At 68.9% G+C, this 17,382-nt stretch carries 9 protein-coding genes; 5 read left to right on the top strand and 4 right to left on the bottom strand.

Features of this window, described 5'->3' with window-relative positions; all coding sequences use genetic code 11:
* The 4 genes from KJ554_09100 to KJ554_09085 all read left to right on the top strand — a co-directional run.
* Positions 1 to 724, top strand: a 724-nt coding sequence (locus tag KJ554_09100; GenBank protein ID MBU0742490.1) for a TolC family protein, incomplete at its 5' end; no start/stop codon positions are given.
* A gap of 12 nt (positions 725 to 736) precedes the next feature.
* Entirely contained in the window at positions 737 to 1,954 is a 1,218-nt protein-coding gene (locus tag KJ554_09095; GenBank protein MBU0742489.1) for an efflux RND transporter periplasmic adaptor subunit, read from the top strand.
* Positions 1,951 to 5,145: an efflux RND transporter permease subunit gene (locus tag KJ554_09090; protein MBU0742488.1), complete on the top strand. Its 3,195-nt coding sequence runs from the start codon at positions 1,951 to 1,953 to the stop codon at positions 5,143 to 5,145. Before KJ554_09095 ends, KJ554_09090 begins: the two co-directional genes overlap by 4 nt.
* Before the next feature lie 197 nt (positions 5,146 to 5,342).
* Positions 5,343 to 5,567: a hypothetical protein gene (locus KJ554_09085; GenBank protein MBU0742487.1), complete on the top strand. Its 225-nt coding sequence runs from the start codon at positions 5,343 to 5,345 to the stop codon at positions 5,565 to 5,567.
* Between the two features lie 80 nt (positions 5,568 to 5,647).
* Here the strand turns inward: KJ554_09085 and KJ554_09080 are convergent, their stop codons facing one another.
* The 4 genes from KJ554_09080 to KJ554_09065 all read right to left on the bottom strand — a co-directional run bounded on the left by KJ554_09080 (position 5,648) and on the right by KJ554_09065 (position 10,171).
* Positions 5,648 to 5,875 (bottom strand): hypothetical protein, encoded by a 228-nt coding sequence (locus KJ554_09080; protein MBU0742486.1) that lies wholly within the window; start codon positions 5,873 to 5,875, stop codon positions 5,648 to 5,650.
* Between the two features lie 16 nt (positions 5,876 to 5,891).
* The gene (locus KJ554_09075; GenBank protein MBU0742485.1) at positions 5,892 to 6,710 is read right to left on the bottom strand and encodes a class I SAM-dependent methyltransferase; all 819 of its coding nucleotides are present in this window, start codon (positions 6,708 to 6,710) and stop codon (positions 5,892 to 5,894) included.
* Between the two features lie 325 nt (positions 6,711 to 7,035).
* Positions 7,036 to 8,703, bottom strand: coding sequence for a sodium:alanine symporter family protein (locus tag KJ554_09070; GenBank protein MBU0742484.1), 1,668 nt, complete (start codon positions 8,701 to 8,703; stop codon positions 7,036 to 7,038).
* Between the two features lie 127 nt (positions 8,704 to 8,830).
* Positions 8,831 to 10,171 carry a saccharopine dehydrogenase NADP-binding domain-containing protein gene (locus KJ554_09065; GenBank protein ID MBU0742483.1) on the bottom strand — a complete coding sequence of 447 codons (1,341 nt, stop codon included), beginning with the start codon at positions 10,169 to 10,171 and terminating at the stop codon, positions 8,831 to 8,833.
* Between the two features lie 431 nt (positions 10,172 to 10,602).
* On the opposite strand from KJ554_09065, the gene KJ554_09060 reads away from it, so the two are divergent.
* On the top strand, positions 10,603 to 17,376 hold the full coding sequence (locus KJ554_09060; protein MBU0742482.1) for a hypothetical protein: 6,774 nt from the start codon (positions 10,603 to 10,605) through the stop codon (positions 17,374 to 17,376).
* The last annotated feature ends 6 nt before the right edge of the window (positions 17,377 to 17,382 follow it).

Raw genomic sequence — 17,382 nt, 5'->3', positions numbered from 1 at the left:
CCGCCGCAACCTCGAGTTGCTGCTGGGCCGCTATCCCGCCGGAGCGGCGGGCGCCGACGGGCCGGGCATCGCCGATCTGCCCGCGTTGCCTCCCGTGCCCGCGGGCCTGCCCGCCGCGCTGCTGGAGCGCCGGCCCGACATCCAGGCCGCGGAGATGCGCCTGATGTCCGCCACCGAGCGCATCGGCGCCGCCAAGGCCGATCTCTTCCCGAAGCTGGCGGTCACCGGCGAGTACGGTTACAACTCCTCGCTGCTCGAGGAGCTGCTCGACGACGCCGCGAACGTGTGGAGCCTGGCGGGCAGCCTGGCCATGCCCCTGCTCAACCGGGGCGTCCGCGCCGGCCAGGTGGACGCGGCGCGCGCCGGGGCCGCCGAGGCCGAGGCCGGCTACGTCAGGACCGTGCTCAACGGCTTCCGCGAGGTGGAGTCGGCGCTGACCGCCGACCGCACGCTCGGTCAACGCCGCGCGCACCTGCACGAGAGTGCCGATCACGCGCAGCGCTCCCTGACCATCGCCGAGGACCGCTACCGACAGGGGCTCGACGGCTACCTGGTCGTGCTCGACTCGCAACGACGCCTGCTGCAGGCGGAGGGGCAATGGCTGGGCGCCGAACGGGCCTGGCGCGCCGCGCGCGTGGACCTGATCCAGGCCCTGGGCGGCGCCTGGGACGAGCCCGCCCCCGACGAGATCGCGAACAGCGGCGAAGCGCCGCGCAATCGATAGAGGAGTGCGACGATGAGTGGAAGAAAGCTCCCCAAGGGCGTGCTGCCGCTGGCGATCCTGATCGTGGGCGTTCTCGGCGCCGTGCTGATGCTCAAGCTGCGGCCCGAACCCACGAAGCGCCCGGCGATGGCCGTGCGCCCCATGGTGCGCGTGTACCGCATCGACGATACGCCCCCGCAGGTGACCGTGAGCGGATTCGGCACCGTCAGTTCGCGTCAACGCGTGCAGATCACGCCCCAGGTCTCGGGCACCGCCGTCCACAAGAGTCCGTCGCTGGAGACGGGCGGCGCCTTCGCCGCCGGGGAGGTGCTGCTCCGCATCGACGACGCCGACTATCGTCTGGCCGTGGAAATGGCGGCGGCCTCCGTCGCGCGCAACGAATACAACCTGGCGCGCGCCGAGCAGGAGGCGGAGATCGCTCGCCGCGAGTGGCGCGAGATCCAGGCCGGCAGCGGCGGCGGCGACCCGGCGCGCCCCAATCCGCTGGTCCTGCACGGCCCGCAGCTCAAGCTGGCCCGGGCCGATCTCGCGTCGGCGGAGGCCTCGCTGGCCAAGGCCGGGCTGGACCTGGGCCGCTGCACCCTCACGGCCCCCTTCGCGGGACGCGTGGTGAGCGAAGCGGTGGACGTGGGGCAGTACGTGCGCACCGGCAACCCCGTGGGCGAGATCTACGCCTCCGGCGCGCCCGAGGTGACCGTCCCCCTTGACGACGCGGATCTGGCCTTCTTCGACCTGCCCGTGAACGGCCGTGGCGGCGCGCCCGCCGAGCTCGTCGCCGAGTTCGCCGGCGCCGTGCATGTCTGGCGCGGCCACGTGGACCGGATATCGGGCGCCCTGGACCCGCGCACCCGCATGGTCGACGTGGTCGTGGCCGTGGACGCCGACCCCGGCGGTGCGGAGGGCGGGCCCCCGCTGCTGGAAGGGCTCTTCGTCGAGGTGCGCCTGCAGGGGCGCAGCCTGCCGGGATCGGTCGAGATCCCCCGGGCGGCCCTGCGCGAGGGGAAGGTGGTCTGGGTCGCCGATGATCGGGGCCGGGTGGCGATCCGTCCGGTGACCGTAGCGCGCAAGGGGCGCGATACGGCGCTGCTGACCTCGGGCCTCGCCGGCGGCGACGCGGTCATCGTCTCCAACCTGGACGTGGTGACCGAGGGCATGGAGATCCGGGTGGCCGGCGCCCCCGCGGCCGGGGCCGTGCCTCCAGTCGGCGCGGCGGGGGGTGAGCGGCCGTGAAGGGACTGATCGACTGGTTTTCCGGCAACCACGTGGCCGCCAACCTGCTCATGGCCTTTCTGATGCTCGCGGGCGTGATGTCCGCCCTGAGGATCAAGCAGGAGGTCTTCCCCCAGATCGACCTGGACATGGTCACGGTGCAGGTGCCCTACCTCGGCGCCAGCCCGGCCGAGGTCGAGGAAGCGGTCTGCGTGCGCGTCGAGGAGGCCATCCAGGGCATCGACGGCATCAAGAAGATCACGTCCACGGCGGTCGAGAATTCAGGCGTGGTCATGGCCGAGATCGAGATCGAGGCCGGCCCCGAGGAGGTGCTCGACGAGATCAAGCAGGCCGTCGACCGCATCATCACCTTCCCGGCGGAGACGGAGAAACCCGTCATCCAGCTGGTCGAATCGCAGGAGCAGGCCATCGACGTGGTGATCTTCGGCGACGTGGACGAGAAGGCGCTCAAGGCCACGTCCGAACGGGTGCGCGACGACCTGCTGGCGATGTCCGGCATCACGCAGGTCAAGGTCGTCGGCGCGCGCGCCTACGAGATATCCATAGAGGTGGGCGAGGAGTCGCTGCGCCGCCACGGCCTGACGTTCGACCAGGTCTCGCGGGCGGTGCGCGCGGGCAGCCTCGATCTGCCCGGCGGCAGCGTCAAGACCGAGGCGGGCGAGATCCTCGTACGCACCAAGGGGCGGCGTTACACCGGCGAGGAGTACGCGCAGCTGGTCGTCATCTCGGCGGCCGACGGCACGCGGTTGACCCTCGACCGGGTCGCCGACGTGCGCGACACCTTCGAGGACGTGGACTCGCGTTCCTACTTCGACGGCAGGCCCGCGGCCATGGTCAACGTCTACCGCGTGGCCGACCAGGCCATCCTGGACGTCACCAACACGGTCAAGCGGTACGTGCAGGAGCATGAGGAGACGCTGCCGGTCGGCCTCGAGATGGCGGTGTGGTCCGACCGCTCGGACATCTACCGCGGCCGCATGAACCTCATGCTCAAGAACGGCGCCATCGGCCTGGTGCTGGTCTTTCTGACCCTGGCGCTCTTCCTGCAGCCGCGCCTGGCGTTCTGGGTGTCGCTGGGCATCCCCATCTCTTTCCTGGGCGGCATGTGGATGCTGCCCTGGTTCGACGGCTCGCTCAACATGATCTCCATGTTCGCCTTCATCGTGGTGCTCGGCCTGGTGGTCGACGACGCCATCGTCGTGGGCGAGAACATCTACACCCACCGGCAGATGGGCAAATCGGCCGTGCGCGGCACCCGCGAGGGCGCCCTGGAAGTGGCCGCGCCGGTGATCATCGCCGTCATGACGACCGTCTTCGCCTTCTTCCCGCTGTCGCAGGTCGAGGGCATGATGGGCAAGTTCATGGGCGTGATCCCGGTGGTGGTGATCGCCGTGCTGATGGTCTCGCTGGTGGAATCGCTGCTGATCCTGCCGGCGCATCTCTCGACGGTGCCGGACGCCAGCCTCCTGCACGATCCCGCCCGGCAGGCCGCCCGCTCGCGCTGGAACCCCCTGCGCTGGCAGAACTCGTTCGCGCGGGCCTTCGAGTACTTCATCGAGCACAGCTACCGCCCGACCCTGCGCTACGCCCTGTCGCATCGCGCGCTGGTGGTGACCGCGGCGACCGCCTCCCTGGCGCTGCTGGTCGGCTTCGTGGGCGGCGGCCACATCCGCTTCACCTTCATGCCCAAGATCGACGCCGACAACATGCTCTGCGTCGTCGACATGCCCGCCGGCACGACCCTGGCCGGGACCCAGGCCGCGGTCGACCAGATCATGGCGGGACTCGCGGCGCTCAAGCGGGAGCGGAGCGAGGACGGCCTCTTCGTACACGAGTACGTGACGATCGGGTCGCAGCCCCGCAGCAGCCGGACGGGAGGTCCCATGGGGGGCGGCGATACCGGCTTCATCGGCGCCCACAAGGCCGAGATCAACGTGGAGCTGCAGGCGGGCGAGAAGCGCACCGTCGGCAGCAACGTGCTGGTCACCCGCTGGCGCGAGCTGACGGGTCCCATCGCCGGCGCCAAGTCGGTGTCGTTCACGTCGAACCTCTTCGGCGCCGGCGCGGCCCTGGAGCTGCAGCTCTCCGCGGCCGACGTCTCCATGCTGACCGAGGCGTCCGAGCGCCTGAAGGCGGCGCTGGCGGAGTATCCCGGCGTCCAGGACATCACCGACAGCTATGAGGAGGGCAAGCAGGAGCTGAGGCTCGACCTCAAGCCCGCGGCCAGCACCCTGGGCCTGACCCTCGACGACCTGGCCCGCCAGGTGCGCCAGGGTTTCTACGGCGACGAGGCCGCCCGCATCCAGCGCGGCCGCGACGACGTGCGCGTCATGGTGCGCTATCCTGAGGCGGGCCGCCGCTCCCTGGGCGACATCGAGATGATGATGATCCGCACGCCGTCGGGCGACGAGGTCCCCTTCGCCGCGGTGGCCGAGGTCCAGGCCGGCCGCGGTTACGCCACGATCAACCGCCAGGACCGCCGGCGCATCGTCAGCGTCGAGGCCGACGTCGACCAGAACGTGACCAATGCCCGCGAGGTGCTGGCTGATCTGCAGCAGAGCGTCCTGCCCGGCCTGTTGGCCGACTACCCGGGGCTGCACCTGTCGTTCGAGGGGGAGGAGGCCGACCGGGCCGAGTCCATGGCGAGCCTGGGCAGCGGCTTCGTGATGGCCCTGCTGGCCATCTACGCCCTGCTGGCGGTGCTCTTCCGTTCGTACACCCAGCCCATGATCATCATGTCGGCCATACCGTTCGGTTTTCTGGGCGCTGTGCTCGGCCACGTGGCGATGGGCTGGGACCTGACCCTGCTCAGCATGTTCGGCGTGGTGGCGCTGACCGGCGTGGTGGTCAACGACTCGCTGATCATGATCGATTTCATCAACCGCCACCGCAACGACGGCGCCTCCCTGGCCGAGGCGGTCATCAACAGCGGCGTGCGCCGCTTCCGGCCCATCGTGCTGACGTCCCTGACCACCTTCGCCGGCCTGACGCCCATTCTGCTGGAGAAGAGCCTGCAGGCGAGGTTCCTGATCCCCATGGCCATCAGCCTGGGCTTCGGCGTGCTGTTCGCCACTTTCATCACGCTGGTCCTGGTGCCGGTCAGCTACATGGTCCTGGAGGATCTGAAGCGGCGCCGCGGGGGACGCGCCGCCGAACCGGCGTCGTTCCGGGCCGCGCCCCAGGCGCGGTAGTTTGCCACCACGCGGACGGCGCGCTATAATGGAAAGCGGGTTGCTGCCAGGGAACACACAAGAGGATGGTTGACGTGAACGAATTGCTCCGCATCTCCGAGGCGGCCACGACCGCCTTCGGCACGCTGGACCTGCCGGCGGACGGGCCACAGGCCGTCAGGCTCTTCTTCCAGGGCGTCGGCTGAGGCGGGCCCTCCGTGGGCATGGCTCTGGATGAGCCCAAGGACGAAGATCTCTCGGTCGAGACGCCGCACCTGACCTTCATCATGGCGCCGGACGTCGAGTCGTTGGTGAGCCAGAGCGGCGGACTGGTGATCGACTACGTCGACGACGGCATGCGCAAGGGCTACACGGTCACCCTCGGCAACCAGGTCGGCAGCGACGACTGCGGCAGTTGCGGCGAAGGCGGCGGCTGCGGCTGATCGCCGCGCTACGGCACCGAAAAAGGGAGAGCCATGGGGCTCTCCCTTTTTCCGCGAGATGCCGCGGCCGGGGCGGGATCTCAGAAGTCCTCCGCTTCGTCGAGGGGCAGTTCGCCCTCGAACTCCTCCAGCTCGTCCGCAAGCAGGTCGCGTTCCTCGAACTCGTCGAGGTCGATGTCGCCGACGTCGGCGTTGTCGTCGTTCCAGTCCTCCCGGCAATCGGTCGAACAGAACAGGATTCCCCTGAAGGCAACGCCGCCTTCCTCGATCTCCGCGCCGCACCAGGAGCATTCGCCAGCGACCATCATCTCCCTCTCCTGCAGGTCAACGAAAGGCTACGATGTATGCGATCCAGGCCGGGGAGGTGTCGCCCTCGACGCTCACCTGGAAGTCCCCGTCGGGTTCCCCCTGATCATCGGCACCTTCCCAAAAAACTTCAACCTTGCGGAAGCCGGCGTCCGACAGCAGGTCGCGGACCTCGGGCACGGTCCACAGGCGCCAGTGGTAGGCGAAGGCGTCGTTCAGCTCGCTGCCGTCCGGAAACTGGAAATGGATCCTGCAGCGGTACTCGTGGGTGATGGGGTTGAAGAGATCCTGGTCCCACACGTAGGTGTAGCCTTCGCACTCGCGTTCCTCGAGCTGGAGCACCTGCGCCTCGGGGCCGCCGTAGATGTCCAGCATGAGCATGCCTGCCGCGCGCAGGGACCGGCGGCAGTTGCGGAGGTAGGCCAGCAGCTCCTCGCGGGTATGGAGGCCCCACCACGAGAAGTTGGTGGCGGCGATCACGTCCGCGGACGGTGCGCTCACGTTGCGCACGTCGTCCTGCACCATGGTCACGCGCGCGGCGGCGGCACCGAGCGGCGCCACGTTGTGCGCGCGGCCCCAGTCGAGCGTGGGGCCGTCCAGGTCCACGCCCAGCACGGTGTTGTCCGCGCGCTCGCGGACCCACGCGCAGCCCAGGTTCAGGGTGCCGCAGAAGTCCTCGCGCAGGTCGCGGGGCAGGCGGTCGAACTCGCCGCGGTAGACGCGGTCGATGAACTCGACCTCGGCCGCCGGGTTCTGCACGGCATCCTCGTAGAGACGGTGCTTGTCGGCGGTGGCGGCGGTGAGTTCGACACTGGTCTTGGGATCCAGCTTGGACATGGGCATGGTGTCCTTCTCCGGCTCGAGCGGCTTGCGGTTCTGGCGACAGGGGGGAAAATAAGCATCTCCGTCGCCGGGCGACAAGCCCGATCACGCCCGTCCGGCGGGCTCGATCGCGTGCTCCGGCTTGAAGGCGCGTCCCGTCACATGGTAGCATATGCGGGAACACCGATATCCGACATCATGTGCGCCGCCCCTGCAGGGGGTTACACCACGAGAAAAACAGATGCCTGGCGCTGCTTGTCTGTTGACGCCGGCCGGCGCACCCAGAAGCGGCGGATGGCGCCGGACAGATGAGCCGAGCGGACGACGGCCCGCCGTCGACTCACCGCAGCGGCCGCTGTTCCTTCGCGAAGTACTCCCGCGTCATGCCCCGCGTCACGCGCATCAGCAGCACCAGCGCGATCAGGTTGGGCAGGGCCATCAGGCCCAGGGCGCTGTCGCCCAGGTTCCACACGATCTCCAGGGAGAAGACCGCGCCCAGGAAATGCATGACGCAGAACACCGTCTTGTAGGCGGTGACCCAGCGCGGGCCGAAGAGGTAGACGACGGCGCGGTCGCCGTAGTAGCTCCAGCTGATGGCGGTCGAGAAACCGAAGAGCAGCACGCCGAGGGTGATGATGTAGCGGCCCCAGTCGCCCAGGGGCGACAGCCCCCGCTGGAAAGCCGCCGCGGTCAGGGGCGAGCCGTTCAGCGCCATGTCGCCGCTGAGCCACAGGCCGGGCGCCGAGTCGAGATCCACGTCGCCCGCCGCCACCCGGAGCTCGCCGTGGAAGGGCGCGCCGTCGGCGTCGGCCAGGACCGGCCGCACCACCAGGGAATGATTGCGCACGAAGGAGGCGCCGACGGGTTCCCCGTGCACCACGTTCAGCACGCCGCCGAAGAGGTCGGCGTCGTCGACCTCGCCGTCGGTCCGCACGTGCGCCTCGCCGACCAGGACCGTCAGGTCGGACTGGGCGTTGACCTCCACGCGGTCGGTGTGGCGCTCGGTCCAGACGCCCGTGGTCAGGATCACCAGGCCGGTGATGGAGCAGATGATCAGGGTGTCTATCAGGGGGCCCATCATGGCCACGACGCCCTCGCGCACCGGCTCGTCGGTCTTGGCCGCGGCGTGGGCGATGGGCGCCGAGCCCTGTCCGGACTCGTTGGAGAACAGGCCGCGCTTGACGCCCCACGTGAGCATGAAGATGAATGAGCCGCCGGCGAAGCCGCCGATCCGGGCCGCCGGCCTGAAGGCCGAGGCCGCGATGTCGGCCAGCACGTCCGGCACCCGTCCCACGTTCATGAAGAGCACCAGCAGGCCGCCCGCGATGTAGATGGCCGTCATGTAGGGCACGAGCCGGCTCGTGACCCGCCCGATGCGCTTGATGCCGCCCAGGATCACCGCCGCCACCAGCGACGCCATGACCAGGCCCGTGATCCAGGTCGGCACGCCCAGGTCCGAGCGGATCTGGTCGGCCACGGTGAAGGCCTGGATCGAGTTGCCCGAACCGAAGCTGGAGGTCACCGCGCAGGCCGCGAAGAAGACCGCCAGCGGCTTCCACGACCGGCCCAGCCCCTTCTCGATGTAGTACATGGGTCCGCCGGACGCCGACCCGTCGGGCAGGATGGTGCGGAAGCGCATGGATAGGGTGCACTCGGCGTACTTGAGCGCCATGCCGAACACGGCCGTCACCCACATCCAGAACAGGGCGCCGGGCCCGCCGTAGTGGATGGCCGTGGCCACGCCGGCGATGTTGCCGATGCCGACGGTCGCCGACAGGGCGGTGGTCAGGGCCTGGAAGTGGGAGAGGTCGCCCTGGTGGGCGGGATCGTCGTACCGGCCGCGGATGACGTCGAGGCTGTGCTTGAGCCGGCGCAGCTGGATGAAGCGCAGCGCCACGGTCGTGGCGAGCCCCGTCAGCAGCAGCATCGCCACCATCAGGGGGAAGCGCGACGGCCAGCCCCAGACCGTGCCGCTGAGGTCCTCCGCGAAGTTGCTGATGAAATCCATGCGTATCCGATCGCCAGAATACAGGCCTGCAACGGGTTCGCGGTATTGTTCCAGAGCGGCGGCCGATCGTCAACGAACGGCTGGCCCCCCCCCCCGGGGGGCTTCGCCCCATCGATCAAAGCGACCATCAGATCGCCGCGACCTTCTCCGTGAACGCGATCCCGTCCGCCGCCAGCGCCGCCAGCACCGGTTCGTAGATGGCCGGTTCGGTGGGTATCAGGCAGCCGGTCAGGTCCAGCTCGCCGCGCAGGATCATGCGCGCCGCCAGGGCCGCGGGGCCGCCGACCGTCTTGGCCATGGCCGTGAAGCCGCCCGGCTCGCCCCTGGCCACCAGGGTGGATTCGATGCGCTCGACGGGCCCGTCGCCGAACGCGACCTCCAGGTCGTGCTTCAGCACCACCATGTCGCGATGCCCGTCGCGCAGCGGCAGCTTGCGCTCGAGGAGCTCGACCAGCATGTGGGCGGACGTGTCGCCCCGGCAGCCGGTCGGCGTGTTGTCGAAAAGACCCAGCCAGCGCATCTTCTCGATGACGGAGCCGGTGGGGCTGATGCCCAGGAACCGCGCCACGCGCGTGTCCATCTTGGGGCCGGAGACGTTCAGCGGCAGGAACATCTCCACCACCTCGGCGTAGGTGCGGTCGGCCAGGTTGGGGATGCGCAGGGTCTCGTTGGGCAGACCCAGCTGCACGATGCGCGCCCAGGTCTCGCTCCAGCCCGGATAGCGCAGCGTGCCGCGGATCATGGTGTGGACGTGGTCCAGACCGAAGGCCTGCATGTACGACAGAGAATCGCGGTTGGGATATGCCTCCAGCGCGCCCACGCCGTCCACCTCGACGCGCCAGGTGTGATGGAAGACGTGATGGTAGGGCACGATCTTTATCCGCCCCTCCTCCATGAACTGCGCGCCGTGCTCCGCCGACATCACCACGTTGCGCGGATTCCAGGTGATGACGTAGCGGAAGGGATTGTGCTCCTGGTCCGCGGCGGGGATGCCGCTGCCGTACGAACAGAAGCTGGTGATCCGTCCGCCTGCGCCGTGCAGGCGGTCGATCAGCGCCATCGCGGACATGTTGTCGATGCCCGGATCGAGTCCCATCTCCGCCAGGATGAGCACGCCCTGGCGGCGCGCGTCGACGTCGAGGTCGCGCAGCTTCTGGGTGCGGTAGGAGGCGGAGATCATGTGCGTGCCGTGCTGGACGCAGTCCCAGGCGACGAGCGTCTGGAACTTGGGCGCCAGGAAATTCACCACGAGGTCGGCTTCGCCGATGTACTTGTCGCGCAGGACGGAGTCGTTCACGTCGAAGTGGACGGCCCTGGCCCGCCCGTGCCCGCCGATGCGGCCGGCGGCCATCTCGATGTCGAGATCGCCCACGGTGACGAACCAGTCCTCGGCGGCCGCGAACCTCGAGAGACTGTCGATCAGGTACGGCGAGCTCTTGCCGGCGCCGAGTACGAGAACCTGCTTCATTGCTTCCGCCTCGAAAAACCGGGGAGGGAACGCGGCCGCGGCACCGTCGCCGGGCCGTCGACGAGGCCCCAAATGAAAGCCATGCCCGCGGATTGCGCAAGCGCCGAGGCGGCGGTCGGTGGATCCGTATCAGACGGCTTTCCACCGGGTTGAGCGGTCGCCGTACGGCTCGTATCGGTTCCGCGTGGTTTCTGCAAGGTCTTCGACCCCCGCCCGCGCGCGCGCCCTTGCCCGGGCGCCCCGCCGTTCGCGCAATCATCAGGGATATAACGAGATACGAAAGTCGCCCCCGCGCTCACCCATGGCATATGGCTTGCACCCACCCTGACCGTCCCGTGTAGGTACTCCCGTTTCAAGCACTTGGCTATGCAATCTGCACGGTCAGTTCGTGGGAGAGAAACGTCATTCGACACTACCGCGGCAGGAACACCATGAATTTGCGCAAACGCTTCCAGAAATCGATCGCCGCCGGCGCCCTGGCGCTGCTGATCGCCCCCGGCGCCGCCCAGGCCTTCGATCACCTGGAAATCACGGTCATCTCGCCCGAGATCGTCGAGGGGAGACCCTTGGTGACGATCTACGAGCAGTTCGACGTGCTCGTGCGCGCCGTGAACGGCGACGGCTCGACCGACACCGATGCGGACTACGTGAACGCCTTCCTGGCGTCCCCGGACGTCCCGGCGACGCTCCCCTCCCCGGGGTATCTCCAGAACGGCGAGCGCATCTTCAGCAACCTCTACTTCCGCGATGCCGGACAGCCCGTGCGCCTCCGCGCGGCCGACCTCGACGACGGCTCGGTGCCCTTCGCCGAGATCGCGATGAACTGCTACGACTACGTGGATCACATCGACATCACCGTCCCCGCGGGCGACAAGTACGTGGGACAGATCCTGTCGCTGACCGTCACGGCGCGCGACGACGGCAACGTCCCGGTCAAGAACTTCGACGACAACGTCATGCTCACGCCCGACATCGGGCATTTCACCGCCGGTCCCACCTTCACGATCCCCGGCGGCAGCTTCGTGCTCGGCGTGGCGATCGTCGACGTGATCCTGCAGGGTACCGACACCCTGCTCCACCAGAACACGATCGACGCCCTCAACACCGTCACCTATCCGTATCAGCCGGGACCCGCGACCGGCAGCGCCCTCGTCTCGCCGCTGTACCCCGGCGCGCTGAGCAGGGTCGTGCTCCTGCTGCCCGGCGAGACCCTGACGCCGGGCATGAGCCCCGGCAAGAGCGGTACGCCCAACGCCCAGATCTCGAGCTTCGCCTTCAACGGCGTCGACGTCCACGCCACCGACCAGTACTGGAACCCGGTGGACGCGGGGCCCTATCCGACCCTGGCCTGGTCCGTGGACGATCCCGCGCCCGGCGTGCTGCTCCCCCCGGGCGGGCCCATGAGCAGCAACGTCGAGCTGGATCAGATGATCACCCTGATGACGTCCGGTCTGCGCCAGGTGACGGTGCAGGCGAGCGGTCCCGTCACGACCTCGAACGCCAGCCACGTGCAGGTCAACCCCGCCGGGCTGGACCACTTCTCCTTCGACTACGCGGTCTTCGACACCACCACCATCCAGGCCACGACCAATCCCTTCCTGATCCGCGTCCGCGCCTACGATTCCTTCGACAACATCTTCGACTACAACGGTCCGGTGTCCATGCGCGTGCGCATCGGGGCCACGGACGAGAGCGCCGACTACCTGATCACCAGCACCAACAACTTCGTCGACGGCGTGCTCAACGCCGCGGTGCAGGTGACCAAGCGCGCCTTCAGCGTGCGTCTGATCATCGACAGCAACACGGGCGTGATCGCGGAGTCCGGCACCTTCCAGGTCAACGCCGGGCCCATGGAGAAGGTGCTCTTCACATATCCCGGCCAGACCTGGACGCCGGGCCTGAGCGATCCCGTCTTCACCGGGAACATCGGCATGCCCACGGCGAGCACGGCCGGCTACATCATCGAGCCGGTGACCCTGCGCGCGGTGGACCCCTACGGCAACCTCGTCTCGGGCACGCGCACGGTCGCCCTCTCCTGCCCGACCGGATACTTCATCCTCATGAACGGCGACGGTTCCATCAACGAGGCGGCGATCGTCACCCTGAGCGGCACCCTGGGCGTCAAGGTCATCTTCACGACCTCAGGCGACATGGTCCTGCGCGGAACCGTCAGCGGTCTCGACGACAGCCAGTCGGAAGAGGTGGAGGTGTCGCCCAACGTCTACTCGCGCATGGTGATCGTCGCGCCCGGCGAGTCCCTCGACCAGGGCGCCCTCGATCCGCCGGGCAAGCTGGGCACGCCCACCCCCCAGGACGCCGGCACGCCCTTCAACGTGACGGTCCACGCGACGGACACGTTCTACAACCCCGTCAATCCCTGGGACCCCGCGCTCCCCATCGATTTCGACTTCGACAGCACGGATCTCCAGGCGGTGCTGCCCGTCAATCCCCAGACGCTCAACACCAACACGGCGATTTACTCCGTGACGCTGCGGACCCTGGAGGATCCCAACCAGCAGGTCATCAGCGTCGAGAACCTGTCGGGCGGGCAGATCGGCACGGTGCTGATCCCCGTCGAGGCGGGCGTGATCGATCACTTCGACATCGGCGTCAACAACAACACCAACCCCCTGCCCGGCGACGCGCTGGAGCCGGTGCCCGACCATCAGGCCGGCGCCTGGCTGCCCAATCTCACCGTCATCGCCCGCGACGCCTTCGGCAACCACATCGCGGCCTTCCACGATTCCGTGTCGCTCTCGGTCGACATGGACGGCGACGTCCTCTCGCCGCTGCGCGTCAGCCTGCAGGACGGCTTCGGCAGCGGCCTGGTGGAGGGCGTCTGGCGGGGCAGCTCGCGCATCACCCGCGCCGGCGTGGACGTCACGATCTCGGCCACCGACGACATCTACGGGCGCACGGGCGCCAGCAACACGTTCACGGTCTTCCCCGGCGCCTACGCGTACCTGCAGGTCGTGTTGCCCGGCGAGACGGTCACGCCCGGCGAGGCGCCGGGCAAGTTCGGCAACCCGCTGCCGCTGACGGCCGGCGGGACGGCCACGGCCACGGTCACCGCCCTGGACGCCTGGTGGAACCCCGTGCCGTCGCAACCGGTGGCGCACCTGGAGACCAGCGGCTTCTCCGACATCCTCTCGGCCAACAACGTGGCCCTCGAGGCGGACGGCAGCAGGGATTTCGACATCCGTTTCCGCACCGCGGCCGACCAGGAGCTCAGGGCCCACGACCTCGCCCAGCCGTCGCGCGCCGACACCAGCGTGGTCGAGGTTTCGGCCGGCGAGCTCCAGAGGCTCGTGGTCATCGCCCCCGGCGAGACCCATCAGCCGGGCGGACCCGAGGTGGACGGCAAGACGGGCACGCCCGATCCGCAGATCGCCATGCTGCAGTTCCCGCTCACGGTCCGCGCCGTGGACGACTACTGGAACCTGGTCGACAACAACAGCCACAACGTCTTTCTGAACAGCGACGAGGGATCGCTGGGGCCGGGCAACCCGTTGAACAACGGCATGACCATGGCCGGCGGCGAGATCATCTTCCCCGTCTCGCTCTCGACCCTCGGCTACGCGACCCTCATGGTGAACGACACGACCGATCCCACGGTGCTCGGCGCCGATGTCGTCGTGCTCGTGGAGGAGGGCGCCCAGTACAGGATCACGGCGCCCGATACCGCCTACGTGGGACCGCCGAGCACCTTCCCGATGACAATCGAACTGGTCGACGAGTTCGGCGTGGTCATGGGCAACGCCTTCAACGACATCACGCTGCGGGCGCTGACACCGACCCTGCAGGAGGCGCCCGGCGTCCTGCTCGTGGGCGGGTCCCGGCTGGACGTCGGCGTGGTGGACATCGCGGCGCAGGCGTACGACGTCGCGAGCCAGATCTTCATCGAGGTCAGCGACGCGTCCGGCCGCATCGGCTACAGCGGCCTCATCCAGATGCTGCCCAACGGCCTGGTCTACGAGGTCACGGTCGACACGTCCGGCCCCCCCGTGGCCGGGCCGCCCGCGACCTTTCCCGTCACGGTGCGCCTGCTGGACACGGCCACCGGTTCGCTGGTCGACGACGACCGCTTCATCGACCTGCAGATGGTCGACGAGGCCGGCGTGCCGGGGAGCGGCGCCCTCGGCTTCACCATCCAGCGGCTGATCAACGGCGAGATCACCTTCGACCAGAGCTACACCGAGGCCGGCAACTTCGCCATGCGCGTCGCGGACGAGACGACCCTGAGCGGCGCCAGCCCCCTGTTCGCCATCGCGCCCGACGGCTACAAGCAGCTCCAGATCATCGCTCCCGGCGAGACGCCGCAGCCCGGCCACGCGGGCTACGCCGGGACCGGCAAGTCCGGCGCGCCGGACGACCAGCGCAGCGGCGAGTTCTTCCCGTTGACCGTCAGGGCGGTCGACCAGTACTGGAACCTGGTCGATACGTTCTCCTCCGGCATCGTCCACCTGGGGGCCGCCGACGACGCCTTCGATCTGCCGAACAACCCCTCGAGCAACGACGTGCCGCTGGTCAACGGCGTGCGCGTCTTCAACGCCTTCCTGGTGGCCGAGGGCGAAGTGGGCGTCACCGTGAACGATCTCGGGGACCCCGGACTGCCCGGCCAGACGGTGCGCATCCCAGTCCTGGCAGCCTATGTCTACGAGTTCACGGTGCCGGCGACGGCGCAGACCGGCGGGCTGCCCGGCTTCCCCATGATCGTGCGGCTGGTGCACCCGGATACGGGCGTGCTCATCACGGCCGCCTACAACCGCGTCGATCTGACGCCGCTGCGGGCCGACCACTCGCCGGGGCCCGGCGTGCTGGGCACCGACGAGGTCTATCTGGTGGGCGGCATCTCGGTCATCCCCGACCAGAGCTACGACGCCCTGGAGGACCTTGTGATCCGCGCCTCCGACGACTACGGGCGCCAGGCCTTCAGCGCTCCCCCCGTCGCCATGGAGACGGGCGGCCTCTACTACGCGGTCACCGCGCCTGCCACCGCCACCGTGGGCGGGCCCGCCTCCTTCACCCTCGCGGCGGAGCTGATCGACAGCAACACGGGCGGCCGCGTGACCGGACACGACGGACTGTTCAACATCGAGGTCTTCAGCGCGAGCACCGGCGAGCCCGGCGGCGGCGTGCTGGGCACCATCCAGCAGACGATGACCGACGGTTACGCCCTGGTCGACCAGACCTACACCCTGGCGGGAGAAGTCTACTTCCGCGTCTTCGACGTCGTCGGCGACAGCGGCGTGAGCAACAGCTGCCGCATGATCGCCGACGGCTTCAAGCAGCTGCAGATCGTCGCCCCGGGCGAGACGCCGTCACCCGGCGCGGAGGAGGGCGACGGCAAATCCGGCGAACCCCTCGTCCAGTCGGCAGGCGAGCCCTTCCCGGTCGAGTTGCGGGCGGTGGACCAGTTCTGGAACGTGGTCTCGAGCCTCAACGGCGGCGCGATCGAGCTTACCTGCTCCGAGGAGGACCTGTTCGCGTGGCAGAATCCCGGCGACTTCCACGCCCCGTTCATCAACGGCCGCCGCAGCGTCGGCGTGATCCTGGACGGCGCCGGCAACCTCGCCCTGTTCGCGGCCGACAACCAGAACCCGTCGGCCAGTTCGGGCCAGGTCGTGATCCCGGTGGCCGAGGCCGCCTACGAGATCGTCGTGCCGGACACCGCCTACGTCGGCCCGCCGTCGACGTTCGCGGTCGAGGTGCGGCTGGTCAACCAGGGCACCGGCGAGCCCGTGCCCTCCAGCGGCGGCTTCACCATGACGGCGCTGCGCTACGACTGGACGCCGGCCGCGGACGTGCTCGGCGTCGGCGCGAGCTCCCTGTTGCTGGGCGAGGCCGTGATCACCAACCAGACCTACGGCGCCGCCGAGGACATCGTCATCAGGGTCGCGGACCAGCGCGGCCGCGAGGCCTACAGCGACGTCATCACCGTGATCCCCGTGGGCGTCACGTACGAGATCGTCGCGGCCGACACCGTCGTCGCCGGCGAGCCGTGGATCCTCGAGGTCCGGCGCGTCGACACGGTGACAGGCAGGCTCGTGGTCGGCTACGACGAGACCTTCGACGTCGCGGCCATCAACGCCTGGTCGGGCGCGCCCCGCCCCGATCCCCTGCTCACGCCGTCGGGCGTGCTGCGCTTCGTCTACGGTACCACCCACGAGGGCTCGCTGGTTCTCAGCGACCAGAGCTACGACCGGGCCGAGTCGATCTACCTGCGCGTGACCGACGATGCCGGCGGAGACGTGCTGAGCCACGTGATCACCGTGATCGCGTCCGATGCGCGGCGCTTCCGGGTCGCCCTCGAGGAGCTGGACGGCACGCCCCTGGACCGTGTGCTGCGTCCGGATCAGCAGATCCGCGCGGCGGTCTTCGCCGAGGACCAGGGCGGCAACGCCGTGCCGGGCGCCCAGGTGTCGTTCAGCATCGTGCGCGGGGACGCCTCCCTCGGCCCGAGCCGGGCCCCGGAGGCCGTCGCACTGACCGATTATTACGGGCGGGCCGCCATGGTCCTGCAGACGACCGATTTCGGCGAGAACGACGTCCTGCTGCAGGTCCGCGTCGACGATCTGCCCTACGAGGAGGTGCTGATCGACCTGGCCGGCCCGCCGACGACCACGCCCGGATTCAGGGGCGTCGCCGACGCGTACCTGGACGGGTGGTACGTGACCTTCGACACCATCATCACGCTGACCGCCCGGGCGGGCGTCCCCGACATGGGCACCTCCATCTACTTCGACGTCAACCAGGGCGACGGCGTGACGCCGCTGACCCCGTACGACGAGTCGTTCATCCTGGCCGACCTGAGCGACGAGGAACCCGGCGTTCATGTTCTGCGCTTCTATGCCGAAGAAGACGGGGGAACCCGGGAGGCCCTGCGCTCGGTCAAGCTGTACACGGCCCAGAGCCTGAACCTCGAACAGCCCATCAGCAACCGTCCCAACCCGTTCCGTGCGGGCAGCCAGACGACGAAGATCATCTTCGCGCCGACGTCGTCGGGCACGGCGACGCTCACGATCTACGACCTCTACGGGGCGGTGGTGATGATCGAACACATGGACGCGACGGCCGGCGTCGAGTCCTGGTTCGACTGGGACGGCCGCAACGACGCCGGCTACGTGGTCGGCAACGGAGGATACATCTGCCGGGTGACCGGTCCGGGCTACGATCTACGCCGCAAGATCGCGGTGGTGAAATAGGAGGTG

The sequence above is a fragment of the bacterium genome (genome assembly GCA_018814885.1).
In the GTDB taxonomy this organism is placed as follows: domain Bacteria; phylum Krumholzibacteriota; class Krumholzibacteriia; order LZORAL124-64-63; family LZORAL124-64-63; genus JAHIYU01.
Note: the sequence above shows the minus strand (reverse complement) of the source record. Positions and strands in the feature narration are given on the sequence as shown.